At 36.5% G+C, this 19,284-nt stretch carries 14 protein-coding genes and 1 tRNA gene; 10 read left to right on the plus strand and 5 right to left on the minus strand.

Translation table 11 applies throughout. The features are described from left to right. The first annotated feature begins 13 nt into the window (after positions 1-13). The 3 genes from C8C87_RS00545 to C8C87_RS00555 all read left to right on the plus strand — a co-directional run bounded on the left by C8C87_RS00545 (position 14) and on the right by C8C87_RS00555 (position 2,316). Entirely contained in the window at positions 14-1,150 is a 1,137-nt protein-coding gene (locus C8C87_RS00545) for a 1-acyl-sn-glycerol-3-phosphate acyltransferase (RefSeq protein WP_121340762.1), read from the plus strand. Continuing rightward, complete coding sequence (locus C8C87_RS00550; protein ID WP_121340763.1) at positions 1,140-2,168, plus strand: asparaginase; 1,029 nt, start codon at positions 1,140-1,142, stop codon at positions 2,166-2,168. The genes C8C87_RS00545 and C8C87_RS00550 overlap by 11 nt, the downstream gene beginning before the upstream one ends. Positions 2,169-2,229: 61 nt before the next feature. Continuing rightward, positions 2,230-2,316, plus strand: a tRNA-Ser gene (locus C8C87_RS00555). Between the two features lie 253 nt (positions 2,317-2,569). On the opposite strand, the gene C8C87_RS00560 is transcribed toward C8C87_RS00555, so the two are convergent. The 3 genes from C8C87_RS00560 to gnd are packed head-to-tail and all read right to left on the minus strand — an operon-like array spanning position 2,570 to position 6,288. Then, on the minus strand, positions 2,570-3,988 hold the full coding sequence (locus C8C87_RS00560; RefSeq protein WP_121340764.1) for a gluconokinase: 1,419 nt from the start codon (positions 3,986-3,988) through the stop codon (positions 2,570-2,572). A gap of 20 nt (positions 3,989-4,008) precedes the next feature. After that, on the minus strand, positions 4,009-5,328 hold the full coding sequence (locus C8C87_RS00565) for a gluconate:H+ symporter (protein WP_121340765.1): 1,320 nt from the start codon (positions 5,326-5,328) through the stop codon (positions 4,009-4,011). Positions 5,329-5,388: 60 nt separating this feature from the next. Then, the gene (gene gnd / locus C8C87_RS00570) at positions 5,389-6,288 is read right to left on the minus strand and encodes a phosphogluconate dehydrogenase (NAD(+)-dependent, decarboxylating) (RefSeq protein ID WP_121340766.1); all 900 of its coding nucleotides are present in this window, start codon (positions 6,286-6,288) and stop codon (positions 5,389-5,391) included. 299 nt (positions 6,289-6,587) lie between these two features. Here gnd and C8C87_RS00575 point away from each other — a divergent pair, with 299 nt between their 5' ends. Further along, the gene (locus C8C87_RS00575) at positions 6,588-7,289 is read left to right on the plus strand and encodes a porin family protein (protein ID WP_121340767.1); all 702 of its coding nucleotides are present in this window, start codon (positions 6,588-6,590) and stop codon (positions 7,287-7,289) included. Here C8C87_RS00575 and C8C87_RS00580 read toward each other — a convergent pair. After that, entirely contained in the window at positions 7,284-7,889 is a 606-nt protein-coding gene (locus C8C87_RS00580; protein WP_121340768.1) for a hypothetical protein, read from the minus strand. The genes C8C87_RS00575 and C8C87_RS00580 overlap by 6 nt on opposite strands. A gap of 379 nt (positions 7,890-8,268) precedes the next feature. Between C8C87_RS00580 and C8C87_RS00585 the strand changes: the two genes are divergently transcribed. The 5 genes from C8C87_RS00585 to C8C87_RS00605 all read left to right on the plus strand — a co-directional run bounded on the left by C8C87_RS00585 (position 8,269) and on the right by C8C87_RS00605 (position 15,431). Beyond that, positions 8,269-10,716 carry a bifunctional UDP-N-acetylmuramoyl-tripeptide:D-alanyl-D-alanine ligase/alanine racemase gene (locus C8C87_RS00585; protein ID WP_121340769.1) on the plus strand — a complete coding sequence of 816 codons (2,448 nt, stop codon included), beginning with the start codon at positions 8,269-8,271 and terminating at the stop codon, positions 10,714-10,716. A gap of 88 nt (positions 10,717-10,804) precedes the next feature. Beyond that, complete coding sequence (gene mscL / locus C8C87_RS00590) at positions 10,805-11,221, plus strand: large conductance mechanosensitive channel protein MscL (protein WP_099713747.1); 417 nt, start codon at positions 10,805-10,807, stop codon at positions 11,219-11,221. A gap of 413 nt (positions 11,222-11,634) precedes the next feature. Continuing rightward, complete coding sequence (locus C8C87_RS00595) at positions 11,635-12,624, plus strand: aspartate-semialdehyde dehydrogenase (RefSeq protein WP_121340770.1); 990 nt, start codon at positions 11,635-11,637, stop codon at positions 12,622-12,624. 99 nt (positions 12,625-12,723) lie between these two features. Beyond that, the gene (locus C8C87_RS00600) at positions 12,724-13,077 is read left to right on the plus strand and encodes a hypothetical protein (protein WP_099713745.1); all 354 of its coding nucleotides are present in this window, start codon (positions 12,724-12,726) and stop codon (positions 13,075-13,077) included. Between the two features lie 146 nt (positions 13,078-13,223). After that, entirely contained in the window at positions 13,224-15,431 is a 2,208-nt protein-coding gene (locus tag C8C87_RS00605) for a TonB-dependent receptor (protein WP_121340771.1), read from the plus strand. Between the two features lie 103 nt (positions 15,432-15,534). Here the strand turns inward: C8C87_RS00605 and C8C87_RS00610 are convergent, their stop codons facing one another. Then, entirely contained in the window at positions 15,535-16,662 is a 1,128-nt protein-coding gene (locus C8C87_RS00610; RefSeq protein ID WP_121340772.1) for a Fic family protein, read from the minus strand. 396 nt (positions 16,663-17,058) lie between these two features. On the opposite strand from C8C87_RS00610, the gene C8C87_RS00615 reads away from it, so the two are divergent. Further along, complete coding sequence (locus C8C87_RS00615) at positions 17,059-19,146, plus strand: prolyl oligopeptidase family protein (RefSeq protein WP_233550054.1); 2,088 nt, start codon at positions 17,059-17,061, stop codon at positions 19,144-19,146. Positions 19,147-19,284 lie beyond the last annotated feature (138 nt).

Raw genomic sequence — 19,284 nt, forward strand, 5'->3', positions numbered from 1 at the left:
ATTGAGAACCAAAATGCAGAAATTTGACGCTATTCGGCCTTTTTATGATTCCGAAATAAACGAGGCACTCCAAGATGTCATCCATCATCCAATGATGAAGGCATTAATGAATTTTACTTTTCCGGATGTTGCAGACGAAGTTTGGAAAGAACAACTCAAAAAAACGCATTCCATTCGCGACTTTCAATGTAATTTTATTTATCAATCGGTTCAAAAAATACTAGAAAAAAGCTCGGAAGGTTTGACTACTTCTGGTTTTGAAAATTTAGAACCCAATACTTCGTATTTATTTATTTCGAACCATCGAGATATACTTTTGGATACCACTTTATTAAATTCGGCCTTGTTTGAACATGGTTTAGTGATGACTGCATCAGCTATTGGAGATAATTTAGTAAAAAAATCTTTTTTAAAGACATTAGCAAAACTGAATCGTAATTTTTTGGTACAACGTGGCTTGACGCCAAGAGAAATGTTGCAAAGTTCAAAGCTGTTGTCCGAATATATTGGAAACTTATTACAGCATGAAAACCGTTCCGTTTGGATAGCACAACGGGAAGGAAGAACGAAAGACGGTAATGATGCCACTAATCCAGGTGTTTTGAAAATGCTGGGAATGGCTTCTGATGAAAAGAATTTGATGGATTATTTCAAGAAAATCAAAATCGTACCGGTTTCTATTTCGTATGAATACGATCCAACGGATGCTTTGAAAATGCCTCAATTGATGGCTGAAGCCAATAATGAAATCTATGTTAAAGAAAAAAACGAAGATTTTATGACCATTCTTAGTGGAGCTTTGGGTCAGAAAAAAAGAATTCACATTCATATAGGTAAAGTTTTGGACACTGAAATAGATGCCATCCAAGCTGAAAACGATAATTCAAACAAGCAAATAGTAGCCTTGGCACAAGTAATTGATGATGCAATATTGAGTAATTATAAGTTATGGCCAACGAATTTTATTGCGTACGATATTGTAAACAAGATTGATACCCATTCGCATCTTTATACAGAAAATGAAAAATCACTTTTCGAACGCAGATTAGAAATGCGTATCGATGAGGAAAATCCAATTGCATTACAAGGATTTTTGGCAATGTATGCAAATCCGGTTATGAATAAATCAAAATATCACGATGTTATCTAAAGCTAAAATACTTTTAATTTATACCGGTGGAACCATTGGTATGAGGAAAGATTTTGAAACTGGAGCGCTCAAGGCATTCAATTTCAGTAAATTATTGCAAAGGATTCCAGAGTTGAAACAATTGGATTGTGATATCGAAACTATTTCTTTCGAAAACCCAATTGATTCGTCGAATATGAATCCTGAAAAATGGGCTAAAATCGCGACGATTATCGAAGAGAACTATGCTTCATTTGATGGATTTGTGGTGCTTCATGGATCAGATACGATGTCGTATTCCGCATCAGCATTGAGTTTTATGCTCGAAAATTTATCAAAACCAGTTATTTTTACGGGTTCTCAATTGCCTATTGGAGATTTACGTACTGATGCTAAAGAGAATCTGATTACCGCCATTCAAATTGCGTCTTTGCGAAATAATGACGAACCGGTTATCAGTGAAGTGTGTCTTTATTTTGAATACAAGTTATACCGAGGCAATAGAACCACAAAGATTAATGCGGAACATTTCAAAGCTTTTACCTCTCCAAATTATCCTGAATTGGTTGAATCGGGTGTGCATTTAAAATTAAACCCGGAATTATTTTTGGCTAACAGCCAAAATAAAGAATTCAAGGTTCATAAAAACTTAGACAATAACGTAGCAATTATAAAAATGTTTCCGGGTATCAGCGAAGCAGTTTTAGCAGCAATTTTAGATATTCCAGATCTTAAAGGAATTGTTTTAGAAACGTATGGAGCAGGAAATGCACCTACTGAAGATTGGTTTTTGAACTTATTAAAAAAAGCAATTGGTAGGGGTTTGCACATCATCAATGTTACACAATGTTCCGGCGGAAGCGTGAGTATGGGGCAATATGAAACCAGTACAGGGATGAAAGAAATAGGTGTGATTTCTGGAAAAGACATCACAACCGAAGCTGCTATAACCAAATTAATGTATTTGTTAGGTCAAAAAATAGCTCAAAAAGACTTCAAAAGTATTTTTGAAACTGCTTTGCGAGGAGAAATAGCATAATAGTTAGATTTTACTTTTCTAACTCATTTTTTTTATGGTTATTTGCAACCTCAAATAAAATAGAGAGGTGTCCGAGTGGTTGAAGGAGCTAGCCTGGAAAGCTAGTATGTGGGTAACTGCATCGTGGGTTCGAATCCCATCCTCTCTGCAAAAAAAACTAATGCTTCCTGAAAGGGGAGCATTTTTTGTTTTATAGCGTGGCAAACTTTTTAGTTTGTCTTAGCGTATAAAACAAAGAAGGATCCGGCACGAAGTGCCGAGCATTAATTTTTTTGTGAGACGCCCTTCTTGGGATCAACGAAGTTAATCTCTAGTTATAGCGTGGCAAACTTTTTAGTTTGTCTTAGCGTTTAAAACAAAAAAGGATCCGGCACGAAGCGCCGAGCATTAATTTCTTCTTTTTAAACATCTTTCAACAAGGAATACACCTTTTTGAATTTCTCAAAACTTTGTTCGTAGATTTTCTTATAATTTCTATTTGGCGAAAAGGTTTTTCCTATTTTATTTTCAGTTGGGATTTCAATAGCAGTAGCTTTAAATCCAATCAAAACGGCTCCCCAAGCAGAAGCTTCGATTGTTTCGGCTACGATTACTTTCATTTGAAAAATATCAGCAACCATTTGCAACCAAAGTTCACTTTTTCCAAAACCGCCACTCGCCATTATGGTGATTTTGTGTCTTTCTTCGGGATTTGGAAGTAAGATTTCGGTAATGCTCAATAGTCCAAATAAGATGCCTTCCAGTGTTGCTCTAATCAAATGCGCTTTGGTGTGGGTAATTCGGATTCCTAAAAGTGTTCCTTGAGCAGATGCATCCCAAATAGGAGCTCTTTCACCTAATAAATAAGGAACAAAAAGTAAACCTTCGGATCCTGCGGGAATTGTTTCAGCTTGTTTGAACAATTCTTCGAAAGATTCATCTGTTTTTAAGATGGATTCTTTGAGCCATTGCAAAACAATTGCGCCATTATTAACCGCTCCCAGTTTCAAATACTGATTGTCCATCAAATGATAACATTGCGTTCGCATTTCTGGGTCAATAAAAGGTTTGTCTGCAGGTAAACGAACTGCGCCGCTGGTCCCAATGGATAACGCCATTCGGCCTGTTTCCATAGCTCCGGTTCCTAAATTTGCCAATACGCCGTCACCGCCACCCAAAATATACTGAAAACCATCGGATAGTCCTTTGGCTTTGTGGGTTGGACTAACAATGGTGGAAAGCTGGGATGCTGCTATTTTCAAATAATCCAAAATATCCGATTCCCATTGTTGTGTATGAATGTTCATTAAACCTGTACCTGATGCCATCGAGGAATCAATTACATATTCGCCGGTAAGATGATGCCAAATGTATTCTTTGATACTAATGAATTTATACGTTTTAGAAAAATTGAGTGCATCGTGATCCTTTAACCAAGCAATTTTGGTCATGGGTGAAAAGGTATGAATTGGAATTCCTGTTTTTTGATAGAAATTTTTTCCTTGTTCGGATTTTTTTAATGCTTCGGCTAATGCATGCGCTCTATTGTCGGCCCAAATAATGGCATCAGTTAGCGGTTCTCCTGTATTGTCTATTGCAATTATACTTTGCATAGCCGAACTAAAACTGATGAACTGAGGCTGAATCCCTTTTGTTATTTCTTGGATGCATCCTAAAACAGCCACTAGAATTTCATCGGGTTTTTGGATGCTCCAATCGGCTTTCGGATGGTACATAGAATAGGATTGACTACATTCCCGAATCACTTTTCCGGTTCTGTCAAAACACACGGCTTTTGTTGCTGTGGTGCCAATGTCTATTCCAATGTAAAATAACTTCATTTTCTTTAGTTTAATTTGGATTATGCGACTAGTAAATTAAGCAATAGTACGCCAATCAATCCCATCACTCCAATGATGGTTTCCATAACGGTCCATGTTTTAAAGGTATCCGAAATACTGATTCCGAAATACTCTTTAAACATCCAAAATCCCGTATCATTTACGTGAGAGCACATTAAACTTCCGGCTCCAATTGATAACACCATCAATTCTGGACTTATTCCTGAGCTTACCACTAAAGGTTGCACAATCCCTGCCGCAGTTAATCCCGCAACAGTTGCTGAGCCCAAAGCTATCCTGATAATCGTAGCCACAAGCCAGCCTAATACTAACGGAGAAAGTGTAGAAGTTTCGAAAAAAACGGCTAAATCAGTACCAATGCCACTGTCAATCAATACTTGTTTGAAAGCGCCTCCGGCCGCAATAATCATAATAATCATCGTGGCGGAACTCAGTGCCGAACTAGATTTATCCATAATGTCCTGCATCTTTCGACCGCGATTGATGCCTAAAAAAACAATTGCAAACAATACTGCAAGAAGCATAGAAGTGGTTGGACTTCCAATAAATCCAAGAATCTGACGTATAGAAGATGTTTCAGGCAAGGTCAACTCGCTTATTGTTGCCATAGCCATTAAGATAACAGGAATCAGAGCCGTTATAAAACTGATCATGAAAGAAGGCATTTCGTTTTCAGCGAATGTTTTACTTTCGAATAATCCTTTGGGTGGATTAGCGACAATCTTCTTAATAAACTCTGGGAACACAATTCCCGCAATCAATAAAGTAGGAATAGCAATTATCAATCCGAATAGCAGCGTTTTACCAATATCAGCCTTGAAAATTACCGCAATGGCTGTAGGTCCGGGATGTGGTGGCAAAAAACCGTGAGTTACCGAAAGTGCAGATGCCATGGCAATTCCAAGATAGATTATAGGCTGCTTCGTACTTTTTGCGACAGCGAAAACCATTGGAATCAAAATCACAAAACCGGCATTGTAAAACATCGAAATTCCTACGGCAAAACCCGTAACTAACATTGCCCATTTGATGTGTTTCACTCCAACAGACCGAATCATCACCGAGCTTATTCGTTGTGCCGCACCACTGTCTGAAAGGATATTTCCCAATATAACTCCAAGAGCAATAATCAAAATCAAAGAACCTAAAGTGCTGCCAATTCCTTGTTGGAGGGAATTTAGGATGTCAGGAAATAGCATGCCTTTGGCAATTCCCACAAAGAAAGAAGCGATAATTAAGGAGATGAACGCATTGAGTTTTACTGCGGATATCAAGACAAGTAATAAAAGAATACTTGCAATTAAGATCAATATTGACATGTACTTGAATTTGAAAAATTAAAAATTAGCTTCGAATTGGTTTGCGGGTTGTGTAAGCTGCTATTCGTTTTTTTCGACTGCATGGCCGCCAAATTCATTGCGAAGTGCCGCTACCACTTTTCCGGAGAACGTATCTTGCATCTGGGAACGGTAGCGCATCATTATCGATAAAGCAATAACCGGAGTAGGAACGCCTAGATCTAAAGCGGTTTCCAGTGTCCATTTTCCTTCGCCTGAAGAGTGCATGATTCCTTTGATACTGTCTAATTTAGGGTCTTTCGAAAAAGCATTTTCGGTGAGTTCCATTAACCAACTGCGCACAACGGACCCGTGATTGAACAGTTTGGCTGTTTTTTCGAAATCTATGTCAAATTCAGAATGCTCAAAAACTTCGAAACCTTCAGCAATAGATTGCATCATTCCGTATTCGATTCCGTTATGAACCATTTTCGTGAAATGTCCGCTTCCTGCTGCACCAGTATAAAGATGTCCGTTTTCGACAGAAATATCCTTGAAAACTTGTGCTACATATTCAAATACGGCTGGTTCTCCGCCTATCATTGTACAAGCACCATTCAACGCTCCCGATGTTCCGCCTGAAGTTCCACAGTCTAAAAAGTCAATACCAAGTTCCTTTAATTGGGAATAACGGCGTTTGGAATCTTTATAGTTAGAGTTTCCGCCGTCAATGATAATGTCGTTTTTTTCTAAAAAAGGAAGCAATGAAGTGATTACTCCATCTACAATTTCACCTGCAGGAACCATTAACCAAATCACTTTTCGAGTATTCAATTTTTGACACAATTCTTTAACAGAATGTGCCGTTGTAATTTCTTCCTGACCGATTTTCTCTACGAAGTCAGTATTGACATCTTGGGCTACTACGTCGTAACCATTTCGCTGTAAATTAAGGGCAAGGTTGAAGCCCATTTTTCCTAATCCTATAATTCCAATTTGCATGGTTGTATTGTTTTAAGTCTGATTTGAAGACGTTTTTGAGTAATCGTTAAAATTTTTAAAGTAAAAATATTGGTTTTAATTTTTTAACAAGCAATTTATTCGAAAAATATTAAACTTGTTGGATTCAATATGTTAATTATTTTTTTTGAGGTTTTGTATCGACTCATTTTTATGAAAGTTTATTTGTTGTCATAATCTATAAGAAAACCATCAAAATGGTATATTTGTAACGTTATAATGAGAATTGAAACCTGAAATGTGTTTTAAACAACCATTGAGCAATTTAAACCCAAAACAATATGCGAATTTTTCTTAGTTGTTTTCTTCTTTTATCGGTTTTGAATGTTTTTTCACAAGAAAATACAACAACTGAAAATGCTCCGGAAATAAAGGTTGATTCCTTGTATAGAGAGGATCAGTTTTATTTTGCGATAACGTATAATACCTTGATGAATAAGCCGTCCGGGGTGACGCAAAGTAAGTTTTCTTCGGGGCTGTCGGCAGGTTTTTTGAGAGATATGCCCATTAATAAAAAACGAACGGTTGCTATAGCTTCCGGTATTGGTTTTTCATATAATAATTACAATCAGAATCTAGCCATTTCTTCACCTGCAGGAACGCCGGTATATACTATTATCGATTCGGATATTGCTTACGATAAAAACAAATTCTCTCTGCTTTCTGTTGATGTTCCCCTAGAGTTCAGATGGAGAACTTCTACTTATGAAAGTCATAAATTTTGGAGAATTTACGGAGGATTTAAGCTGAGTTATTTGCTTTATGACAGGTCTATTTTCAATAGTGCTGATGGGAAAGTGGTAGTGACGGGAAATCAAGATTTCAATAAATTTCAGTATGGCGCTTATATTTCATCGGGTTACAATACGATCAATTTATACGCCTATTATGGTTTGAATTCGCTATTTAAATCTGCTAAAGTCAATGACGAATCGGTTGCTATGAAATCACTGAATATTGGAATTATATTCTACATTTTATAACCACAGCACTAACAAAAGCAACTGAGGAACTGCTCCGAACATAAAACCTATAATCAATTCTTTATTGGTGTGTGCTTTCATTTCTAATCGGGAGGAAGCCACAAAACCATTGAGGAGAATCAGAACAGCAATTGTAAATGTGTTTTGAATTTGAAGGTGTAAACTCAATCCAATTATAAAAACCGTCAAGGAACTGATTGCTATCATGTGAAGGCTCGCTTTTATATTGGCAAACAAAAGAATAAGCGCCAATATAGTGCTCAAAAGTGCGCCTAAAAGAAAAAAATGCAACTCAGGATATCGGTCTATTGTTATGCTTTTTTTTACCAATAAAATAAGCAAAAAGCAGTGAAGTATTAACGGAATTTTGCGTTGAGATACTTCGGCAAGCATTATGGAATCTATGTTTCCTGCCGTGCGTAATAATAAAAATACCAAAGAAGGCAGAATTACCGTTACCACCAGAACTTGAAACAAAACAAATAGTTTTTCTTGACTTACAAAATCAGCACCGCTAAAATAAAGGTAAAACAACGTAGCCATTGCCGGTATGAATATCGGATGGAAAACATAGGAAAACAATGGGAGGATTTTTTTCAAAACGTCTGATTTTTATCTAAAAACAAATATAAGTAATCTGTCAAAATTAGTAAAGCGAATGCTATTGTTTCTTTTTTGTTCTACCGGATGTTTTGTGAAATATATTCTATTTTATAGTTAAACCATTAAGAAATTAAGTTTCATTAAGCGCTACCTCTTAATGAAACTTAATTTCTTAATGGTTTGAAAAAAAATTTTAAATTTTCCACAAAAAAGCCAATAAGCCATTTTTCTTAAATAAACGGAATTGGGTATAATTATAGTGTGTCTAAGTCATCGTTTTGAAAAGAAGTGTTATTTTTGAGGAAGTTTTATAATAGCGAACTATTAAAAGAATAATTTCTATACCAGAAATCTACTCCAATCTCTTTCTAATTCCATGAGCCAGAAAATCCTAAAAAGTATTCAAAATATTCCTGCTACATTCATTGGTAACAACGCTAATTTGGCAATAGAAACCATTTCTATAGACAGTCGTTCTTTGCAAAACGGATCACAGACTTTGTTTTTTGCATTGGTCGGAGCCAATAATGACGCGCATCAATACATCAAAGATTTAATTGCAACTGGCGTTCAAAATTTTGTAGTTACCCATATTCCGGAAGAATGTGAGGGTAAAGCTAATTTCTTTGTTGTTGACAATACACTGGCTGCTTTACAACAATTTGCGGCAAACTATCGCGGTCTTTTTGATTTTCCTATTATCGGATTGACTGGGAGTAACGGCAAAACGATAGTTAAGGAATGGCTTAATTTTTTATTGAGTCCTGATTATAATATCATTCGAAGCCCAAAGAGTTACAACTCACAAATTGGTGTTCCATTGTCAGTAATTGCAATCAATGAGCAACACAATCTGGGGATTTTTGAAGCCGGAATTTCTACCCATTCTGAAATGGAAAAACTGGAAAAAATAATCAAGCCAACGATTGGGATTCTTACCAGTATTGGTTCAGCACATGATGAAGGTTTTATAAGTTTAGAGAATAAAATAAGAGAGAAAATTACCCTTTTTGAAGATTCAGAAGTGGTTATTTACCAAAAAAACGAAATGGTTGATGCCATTATTTTTCCAAAAACAAATGTGTTTACTTGGAGTTTTGACTCACAAGAAGCGGATGTTTTTGTCTATAATGCAGCGATAAAAAACGACAGCACCACCATTCAATACCGATATAAAGTAGATTCATTCGAATTGATAATTCCTTTTCAGGATAAAGCATCTGTTGAAAATGCGATTTCCTGTTTGATGGTTTTATTGTATTTTAAATACGATGAAAAAACCATTCAAAATAGAATGGAATTGTTGTACCCGGTAGAAATGCGTTTGAAAGTCAAGAACGGAATCAACAACTGCAGTATTATTGATGACAGTTACAGTTCCGATTTTCAGTCGTTGAAAATAGCGTTGGATTTTCTCGAAAGTCAAAAGCAATACAAGAAGAAAACGGTGATTCTTTCGGATATTTTTCAAAGCGGTTTGTCTAATGACGAATTGTATGCTAAAGTTTCCCAGTTGATTGTTTCTAATAAAATTGACCGCGTTATCGGGATTGGAGAAACCATTTCAGCATTTGAAAAAAAGTTTGCCAATTGCATAACGTATAAAAATACAGCCGAGTTTATATCAAAATTTGATGATTTGAATTTTGCCAATGAAACCATTCTAATCAAAGGAGCGAGAACGTTTCAATTTGAGGAAATTGTCTCTTTGTTAGAAGAGAAAACTCATGAAACTGTTCTGGAAATCAACCTGAATGCGATTAGTCATAACCTGAATTTCTTTAAATCAAAATTGAAGCCGAATGTCAAAATTATGGTGATGGTGAAGGCTTTCGGATATGGAAATGGCGGTTTTGAAATTGCCAAATTACTGGAACATCACAAAGTGGATTATCTGGGTGTGGCTTTCGCCGATGAGGGAATTTCGCTGAAAAGCGCAGGGATTCATTTGCCTATTATGGTTTTAAATCCCGAAACAACCAGTTTTTCTGCGATTATTCAACACCAATTGGAACCTGAAATTTATAGTTTAAAAGGACTTCATGCGTTCCTTAAAATTGCCGAACAAAAGAATTTAAACCATTTTCCGATACACATTAAGCTCGACACGGGAATGCATCGTTTGGGTTTTGAGAACAATACGATTGATGATTTGATAGCGACTTTAAAAGGAAATCAAACCGTTAAAGTAAAAAGTATTTTGTCACACATGGCCACAAGTGATGACTTGGAATTCAAGGATTTTGCACATTCACAAATAGATTTATTCGAAAAATTATCGTCTAAATTGATGTCAGAATTACAAATAAAACCGTTGCTACATATTTTGAATACTTCCGGAATCAGTAATTATCCGGATTCACAATACGATATGGCGCGTTTGGGAATTGGTCTTTATGGAGTTTCGAATGATGCTGAAGAACAAAAACAGCTTGAAAATGTGGGAACACTCAAATCGGTGATTTCACAAATCAGAAGTATTGCTGCCGGCGAAAGCGTTGGTTATGGCAGGAGATTCATTGCCGAGAAACCTACAAAAATTGCCACAATTCCTATTGGGTATGCCGATGGTATTTCCAGAAGTTGGGGAAATAGTGTAGGTTTTGTAACGATTAAAAAATCAAAAGCAACCATTGTTGGCAGTATCTGTATGGATATGCTGATGGTTGACGTTACTGAAATTGAATGCGCAGAAGGAGATCAAGTAATTATTTTTGGCGAAAGCCCAACGGTAACGTATATGGCACAAAAATTAAACACAATACCCTATGAGATCCTTACCAGTATTTCCCAACGAGTAAAACGAGTTTTTTATAGAGAGTAATAAAATATTGTGTAAAAGACTGTTAATTATGTTAATTTTTTTATTACATTCGTTATTCAAGTATATTTTTAACCTAAAAAAATAAATTATGGGATTCTTTAGTGATTTTAAGGCTTCTTTAATGAAGGGAGACGTTTTAAGTTTGGCAACTGCTGTTGTTATTGGTGGTGCATTTGGTAAAATTGTTGGGTCTGCCGTTGATGATGTTATTATGCCAATTGTAGGTTTGTTAACTGGTGGAATTGATTTTACCCAGAAATTCGTAACCCTGGATGGAAACAGTTATGCAGATTTAGCTGCTGCTAAAACTGCCGGTGCCGCTGTAATTACATACGGAAACTTGGTACAGGCAATTATTAATTTCATCATTATTGCGTTCTTTATTTTCGTTGTTTTAAGAGCTGCTGAAAAAGCTAAAAAGAAAGAAGAAGTTGCTCCTGCTGCTCCAGCCGGTCCAACTCAAGAAGAATTATTGACTCAGATTAGAGATTTATTGAAAAAATAATTTCCGCTACATTATATATTCTAATTTATCCTGAATTAATTTCAGGACTAAACCGCTTCGTAATTGAGGCGGTTTTTCTTTAAAAGTTTGTCTAAAACAGTAGCTGCTTTTTGACCATTAAGAAATTAAGATACATTGAGAAGCACTTTAAAACTTAATCTTCTTAATTTCTTAATGGTAAAAAATTATATAGAACGTTATTTCACAAGCTTTACCATTCAAAAAAAATTAGTACTCGAAACAATTTTACTTTCTTTTTTCATGTCTTTCAATTAAATGTTATAAATTTAACATTTTGTTATTTTTTGTTAACACTCTTGTTTTGATTTCAATATTACTTACTTTTGTACTTCAAATTTAATGTTCACCCGAGCCTGAAAGGCGAACGGACGAAGTAATAATATAAATATAAGATGAGAATAGCAGTTGTAGGCGCTACCGGAATGGTTGGCGAGGTAATGTTGAAAGTTTTGGCAGAAAGAAATTTCCCTGTAACAGAATTAATTCCGGTTGCTTCTGAGCGATCAGTGGGTAAAGAAATTGAATACAAGGGTAAAAAATATAAAGTAGTTGGGATGCAAACGGCAGTAGATATGAAAGCAGATATTGCTTTGTTCTCTGCAGGTGGCGATACATCATTGGAGTGGGCTCCAAAATTTGCGGCAGCAGGAACAACTGTTATCGATAATTCATCTGCTTGGAGAATGGATCCAACCAAAAAATTAATCGTTCCGGAGATTAATGCAACTGAATTGACTGCAGCAGATAAAATCATTGCAAATCCTAACTGTTCTACAATACAAATGGTGTTGGTTTTGGCTCCTTTGCACAAAAAATACAACATCAAACGTGTGATTGTTTCTACTTACCAATCCATCACTGGAACAGGTGTAAAAGCAGTACAACAATTGGAAAATGAATACGCAGGTGTTCAAGGTGAAATGGCGTACAAATACCCAATTCACAGAAATGCGATTCCACAATGTGATTCTTTCGAAGAGAATGGATACACTAAAGAAGAGATGAAACTGGTTCGTGAAACCAAAAAAATCTTAAGTGACAACACGATTGCCGTTACAGCAACTGCAGTTCGTGTGCCAATTGTAGGCGGACACAGTGAAGCAGTAAACGTAGAATTCTCGAATGATTTTGATGTAAATGAAGTGAGAAACATTTTGCATCATACCGATGGAGTGGTGGTTCAGGATAATAATGATACTTATACGTACCCAATGCCAATGTATGCGCAAGGAAAAGATGAGGTTTTTGTAGGTAGAATTCGTCGTGACGAAAGCCAAGAAAATACATTGAATATGTGGATTGTTTCGGACAACTTGAGAAAAGGAGCAGCGACAAACACAATACAAATAGCAGAATATTTGATTGCAGCCAAATTGGTATAAATCAAATTTTATTTTAAAATGAAACCATTTGTTTCGCAAAAATATATTTTGTGAGACAAATGGTTTTCTTTTTTCCTGTTTTTGTTACCTTTGGCTCCAATGAAAAAGAATAAACTCATACTAAGTCTTTCTCTGGTTATTACAGTATTGTTTTCAATGCTGTTCCAGTCATTGCATACGTATGAGCATTTGGCAAAACAGCTTTCCCAAAAGCAATGCCACCATAAATACAATGTTACCGGTACGGAGATAACGCACCAACACCACAAATTAGAGCACTGTTTTGTTTGTGAATTTGCTTTAGGCAGTTACATAACTCCAAAAGATTTCTCCTATCAATTGTATTCCAGTATTGAAGAAATCCCTTATTTTTTTACTGCAACGGAAACCATTATTTCGTTTTCCGGCAGTTTGTATTCCCATCGCGGACCACCTGTAAATAGTTTAAGCTGAATTTATTTCAGCTTCTGTTGAATTTATTTTCCATGCAACGTCATTCATTTGATTTTGTTGGATATTTTTTATTTACTAAATAATTCCGGTCTCGGTTCCCTCTCCTTTGGAGAAAGCTGACAGCAGGAATACTACAATCATTTTCAATGAAAAAATTTATCATAGCCCTATTCTTGGGGTTTTCGGCGATGCTTCAAGCGCAAAATACCCTTTCGGGAACCGTAACCGATTTAAAAAATCAACCCCTAAAAGGCGTTTCAGTCTATGCATCAGAATTGCATAAAGGAACCACTACAGATGAAAACGGAAAATACACACTTTCCAATCTTCCAAATAGAAACTTAAAAATCAGCTTTACGTTCGTAGGATTTGCAACCCAAAATAAAACTATAAACAGTCTTCAAAAAGAAAACACACTTGATGTTATTCTTGAAGAGGCAATTTTTGAAATGGATGAAGTAATCGTTTCTACCGCTTTCAATAAAATACAATCACAGAACGTGATGAAAGTGGAGCATGAAAGCATCAAAAATTTGCAACGAAAAGGGACCGCCACTTTGATTGAAGGATTGGCGACTATTCCCGGAGTTTCTCAGGTTTCTACCGGAACATCTATCGGGAAACCGGTGATTCGTGGTTTGAGCGGCAATCGTGTTTTGGTGTATTCTCAAGGTGTTCGAATAGAAAATCAACAGTTTGGTGACGAACACGGTTTGGGATTGAACGACTCAGGAATAGAAAGCGTTGAGGTAATAAAAGGACCTGCTTCGTTGTTGTACGGTTCCGATGCTTTGGGTGGTGTTTTGTATTTTAACCCAGAAAAATTTGCTGATGCGAATACTTTTAAAGCGAACTTCAGTCAAAAATATTTCTCGAATACCGCCGGAAGCAGTTCTTCTTTAGGTTTGAAAACATCTACAGACAACTGGAAATTCATGGCTCGTGGAAGTTACAACACGCATTCTGATTATAAAATTGCCGATGGTGACCGAGTGACAAATACTCGTTACAATGAAACCGATTTCAAAACAGGAATTGGTTACAGCAATGCCAAGTTCTCAAGTGTATTGCGTTACAATTACAATGAATTGGATTTAGGAATTCCGGAAGATGGAATTGCAGACCAATCGACGAGCAAGAAAACCGGATTTCCAAAACAAGGCGTTTTCAATCATTTATTGAGTTTGAATTCTGTTTTCTTTTTCGAAAAATCAAAATTAGATGTTGATTTGGGTTATGTTGCCAATGATCGAAGTGAGTTTGAAGACAGCAATGTGGCCGTTTTACACATGAAACTGAAGACATTCAATTACAATGCAAAATACCATTTACCAAAAATGGGAAAAATAGAAACTATTGTTGGAGTTCAGGGAATGCACCAAACCAACACAAATTCAGGAGAAGAATATTTAATTCCGGATGCGGTTACGAATGATTTTGGTGTTTTTGGAACGGCTAATTATGAGTGGAATTCCAATGTGTTGCAAGCTGGATTGCGTTTCGACAATAGAAATATTACTACGGATGCGCAAGGAATTGCAGGCGAAGAAGGTTCTTTTGAAGCCATCGATAAATCATACGACAGTTTTAATGCGTCGTTGGGTTATAAAACCAATCTGACTGATGATTTGACGTTGCGTTTGAACGTTGCTTCTGGCTTTAGAGCGCCAAACCTTGCTGAGTTAACTTCAAATGGAGTGCATGAAGGAACGAATCGCTATGAAGTAGGAAACAGTGATTTAGAAACCGAGCAAAACGTGCAAACGGATTTAAATTTAGAATACAAAACGGATCATTTTGAGTTTTTTGTGAACGGATTTTACAATCACATCAATAATTATATCTACACTTCGCCAACAGGAGCAGTGATTGACGAAAATGCTGTTTTTGATTATATTCAGAATAACGCCAAATTATACGGAGGTGAAGTTGGACTGCATTTTCACCCGCATCCATTGGATTGGTTGCATTTTGAAACCAGTTTTGAAACCGTTACCGGCGAGAAACAAAACGGAGATTACTTGCCGTTAATCCCGGCTAACAATTGGAACAATACCATTAGAACCGAATTTAAAATCAAGAACTGGTTAGAAGATGGTTTTGCAACTTTGAATGTTTCCAGCACGTTCAACCAAAAAAATGTAAGTGGATTTGAAACAGAATCAAATGGCTGTAACTTGGTGAATTTAGGTTTTGGCGGAACAGTAAAACTGGGTAAAACCGCTTTTGATGTTAACATCAACGGGAATAATTTATTTGATAAAAGATACATTGCCCATCTTTCCCGTCTAAAAACGGATGGCATTCCAAACATTGGAAGAAACATCGTTTTGGGTGTGAATTTTAATTTGTAATTCATTTGCATGAGCAAAAAAACAAAAAACGCTATTCGAAAGAGTAGCGTTTTTTTGGTTTTTAAGTACTAGGCACGAATTTTTAATTTTTGATAGATGAATGTTAATCGTGATTGAATAAATCTAAATAATCTTTAAAAACATATAACTTGTTTCGTTGTGCTCCAGATATTTCTTTTATGACATCCAGTCGCTCTAAATCTGCCAAAAGTTTATAAGCTGTAACTGATGACTTTTGTAATAGTTCTTCCACTTTTGTTACCTCAATTATTGGCTGAGTATAGAGGTAATCTACTACTTTTCGTGCGTCCATATTGCGATTCCCAAATGACTTTAATTTTTCTTCTAAACTTTTTTGCAGTTGCAAAATGCCATCAAAAGTAGTTACCCCTTTTTTTGCAGTTTCAATAATACCGGTTAAGAAAAATTTTAACCATTGGTTAATGTCGTTGTGGGTTCTGGTTCGCATTAGATTATCATAATATAATATTCTGTTTTTTTCAAAAAAATCAGAAAGATATAAAATGGGTTGTTTTAGGATTCCCTTGCTGACTAGATATATGGTTATAAGTAATCTGCCAACTCTACCGTTTCCATCTAAAAAAGGGTGAATAGTCTCGAATTGATAATGTATAATTGCAATTTTTATTAAATCAGGCAGTGGTGATATTTCATCGTTTGCAAATATTTCAAGATCCGAAATGAACTCATTAATACTAGAGTGAATGGGAGGGATAAAGGTTGCGTCACTAATACTGGCACCGCCAATCCAGTTTTGGCTAGTTCGATATTCTCCAGGTAATTTGTGTTCGCCACGTACACCCTGCAAAAGTATCTTGTGTGTTTGTTTTATAAGTCGGGATGAAAAAGGAAGTTGGTGTAATAGTTTAACCGCTTCATTCATTGCACTGATATAGTTTTGCACCTCTTCCCAGTCGTCTCTTTTATCATAAGCGATTTCTTCTTTGCTTAAAAAAGCTTCTTCCATATTGGTTTGAGTACCTTCAATTTTTGAAGATTGAGTAGCTTCTTTGGCGATATGCATTCTAATAAACAAGTCAATGTTTACGTATTCTGAATACATATCTAATCTGCCTAAATGTCTGTCGGCTTTACTTAGTAGGCGAATAACTTCCATATCATTCAATATCCAGTCTCTGTGAATGGTGTTGGGTTGAAAGCTTTTGTAATATCCTTGATTGATATATTTGCCAGAAGTAAATTTTTCCATTTTGATGATTTAAAAACTTAAACAAATGTATTCTTATTTAAGTAAATCGACAAAAAATTTAAATAACTTTTTCTTTATTTAAGTAAATCGACAAAAAACTTAAATAAGAAATGGGTAATTTAAGTAAATGAAAGAGAATCTTAATTAGTGTTTTTGAACTTAAAAAAAATATTTTATAAAATCACATTTCTCTAAACATCAGTTTTTTTAGTTTTATTTAAGACTTTTCCTCGTTTACAACACTAACTATTTCCTTATTTTTGTAACAACCTAAAACAGAATCTAATGAAATGAGCATGACGGTAATTGGGTAGCAAACACCAATGATGATATGCAAATTACATAGGACCGATGAAAAATAATAAATACCAACATATGAAAAAAACTTTTTTAATAATGGCTGTATCTTCTGCAATGGCGACTTTTGGCCAAAACCAAAAACCTGTAATTTATCCCACAACAAGTAAAGGGGAAATTGTTGACGTGTATTTCGATACCAAGCTTTCGGATCCGTACCGTTGGCTCGAAGACGACAAATCTGCGGAAACTGGTGCTTGGGTAAAAGCCCAAAACGAAGTGACCTATGGTTATTTGGCTCAAATTCCGTTTCGTGATGCGTTAAAATCCCGAATGGAAAAACTGTGGAATTACGAAAAAATAGGCGCGCCTTTCAAAGAAGGAAATTTCACGTATTACTATAAAAATAACGGTTTGCAAAACCAATCGGTGTTGTATAGAAAAGACGCCAAAGGAACTGAAACAGTGTTCTTGGATCCCAATACATTTTCTAAAGACGGAACCACTTCGCTTGGCGGATTGGATTTCTCTAAAGACGGTTCTAAAGTAGCCTATGCCATTTCAGAAGGCGGAAGCGACTGGAGAAAAGTCATTATCATGGATGCCATTACCCAAAAAGTAATTGAAGACACTATTGTCGATGTAAAATTCAGCGGTGTGTCTTGGAAAGGAAACGAAGGATTCTACTATTCCAGTTATGACAAACCAAAAGGAAGCGAATTATCGGCAAAAACTGACCAACATAAACTGTATTTTCATAAGTTAGGAACCGCACAAAAGGATGATAAAGTAATTTTTGGTGCCGACCAAAAACGCCGTTATGTAGGCGGTGGCGTGACAGAAGATGACCGTTATTTGGTTATCACAGCGTCTAATTCTACGTACGGAAACGAGTTGTACATCAAAGATTTGACAAAACCCAACAGTCCTATTGTAACTATTGTAGATAATTTCAAGAGCGACAACAACATCATTGAAAACGAAGGTGGAAAATTATTCATAGAAACCGATTTGAATGCGCCCAACAAACGCATCGTTACCGTTGATGTTAATAATCCAAAACCGGAAAACTGGAAAGATTTCATTGCAGAGACGGAAAATGTTTTGTCTCCATCAACAGGAGGCGGGTATTTCTTTGCTAATTATATGAAAGATGCCGTTTCAGTAGTGAAACAATACGATTATTCCGGGAAACTGGTTCGTGAAATTAAATTGCCGGGCGTAGGAACTGCCGGTGGTTTTAGCGGAAAGAAAAAAGAGAAAACCTTGTATTATTCGTTTACAAATTACATTACTCCGGGTTCTACTTTTTCATTCGAACCACAAACCGGAACTTCGGCGGTGTATCAAAAACCAAAAGTAGATTTCGACAGCGAGCAATACGAGTCCAAACAAGTGTTTTATACTTCTAAAGACGGAACCAAAATCCCAATGATTATCACCCACAAAAAAGGATTGAAACTTGATGGGACAAATCCAACAATGCTGTATGGTTATGGAGGATTCAATGTGAGTTTGACACCAAGTTTCAGCATTGCCAATGCCGTTTGGATGGAAAACGGAGGCGTTTATGCCGTGCCTAATTTACGTGGCGGTGGCGAATACGGAAAGAAATGGCACGATGCGGGAACCAAAATGCAAAAACAAAATGTATTTGATGATTTCATCGCAGCGGCAGAATATCTGATTGCTCAGAAATACACGTCTTCACAATACTTGGCCATTCGTGGAGGGTCAAACGGAGGATTGCTAGTAGGTGCTACCATGACGCAACGTCCTGAGTTGATGAAAGTCGCTTTGCCGGCGGTGGGCGTGATGGACATGTTGCGCTACCATACCTTTACCGCAGGAGCAGGTTGGGCGTATGATTACGGAACAGCGCAGGACAGCAAGGAAATGTTCAACTACATCAAAGGGTATTCTCCCGTACACAACATAAAAAAAGGAATTCAATATCCGGCAACCATGGTCACTACGGGCGATCACGATGATAGAGTAGTGCCGGCCCACAGCTTCAAGTTTGCTGCCGAATTACAGGAAAAACAAACTGGAACAAACCCAACCCTAATCCGTATTGACATCAATGCAGGACACGGCGCCGGAAAATCCGTGGCGGCAACCATTCAGGAAAATGTCGATATTCAGGCCTTTACCTTATTCAACATGGGAGTCGTGTTATTGCCATAGTTGGCTAACAGGATTTATTCTGTCCCGACGCTTCGGGATATTTCAGGATTCATCCTGTCTCGACGCTTCGGGATATTTCAGGAGCTTTTTCCTGCTATCCGTTACAATCTTTATATCCGCCGAAAAGGCGGAAGGAAA

The sequence above is a fragment of the Flavobacterium sp. 120 genome (assembly GCF_003633605.1).
GTDB classification, from domain to species: domain Bacteria; phylum Bacteroidota; class Bacteroidia; order Flavobacteriales; family Flavobacteriaceae; genus Flavobacterium; species Flavobacterium algoritolerans.

Excerpts from the sequence above, each read along its gene's own strand:
- C8C87_RS00610 (WP_121340772.1), bottom strand. The coding sequence starts at position 16,662 with ATGGAAAAATTTACTTCTGGCAAATATATCAATCAAGGATATTACAAA.
- C8C87_RS00600 (WP_099713745.1), top strand. The coding sequence starts at position 12,724 with ATGAAAAAGAATAAACTCATACTAAGTCTTTCTCTGGTTATTACAGTA.
- C8C87_RS00585 (WP_121340769.1), top strand. The coding sequence starts at position 8,269 with ATGAGCCAGAAAATCCTAAAAAGTATTCAAAATATTCCTGCTACATTC.
- mscL (WP_099713747.1), top strand. The coding sequence starts at position 10,805 with ATGGGATTCTTTAGTGATTTTAAGGCTTCTTTAATGAAGGGAGACGTT.
- C8C87_RS00605 (WP_121340771.1), top strand. The coding sequence starts at position 13,224 with ATGAAAAAATTTATCATAGCCCTATTCTTGGGGTTTTCGGCGATGCTT.
- C8C87_RS00560 (WP_121340764.1), bottom strand. The coding sequence starts at position 3,988 with ATGAAGTTATTTTACATTGGAATAGACATTGGCACCACAGCAACAAAA.
- gnd (WP_121340766.1), bottom strand. The coding sequence starts at position 6,288 with ATGCAAATTGGAATTATAGGATTAGGAAAAATGGGCTTCAACCTTGCC.
- C8C87_RS00615 (WP_233550054.1), top strand. The coding sequence starts at position 17,059 with ATGGCTGTATCTTCTGCAATGGCGACTTTTGGCCAAAACCAAAAACCT.
- C8C87_RS00595 (WP_121340770.1), top strand. The coding sequence starts at position 11,635 with ATGAGAATAGCAGTTGTAGGCGCTACCGGAATGGTTGGCGAGGTAATG.
- C8C87_RS00565 (WP_121340765.1), bottom strand. The coding sequence starts at position 5,328 with ATGTCAATATTGATCTTAATTGCAAGTATTCTTTTATTACTTGTCTTG.
- C8C87_RS00545 (WP_121340762.1), top strand. The coding sequence starts at position 14 with ATGCAGAAATTTGACGCTATTCGGCCTTTTTATGATTCCGAAATAAAC.
- C8C87_RS00575 (WP_121340767.1), top strand. The coding sequence starts at position 6,588 with ATGCGAATTTTTCTTAGTTGTTTTCTTCTTTTATCGGTTTTGAATGTT.
- C8C87_RS00550 (WP_121340763.1), top strand. The coding sequence starts at position 1,140 with ATGTTATCTAAAGCTAAAATACTTTTAATTTATACCGGTGGAACCATT.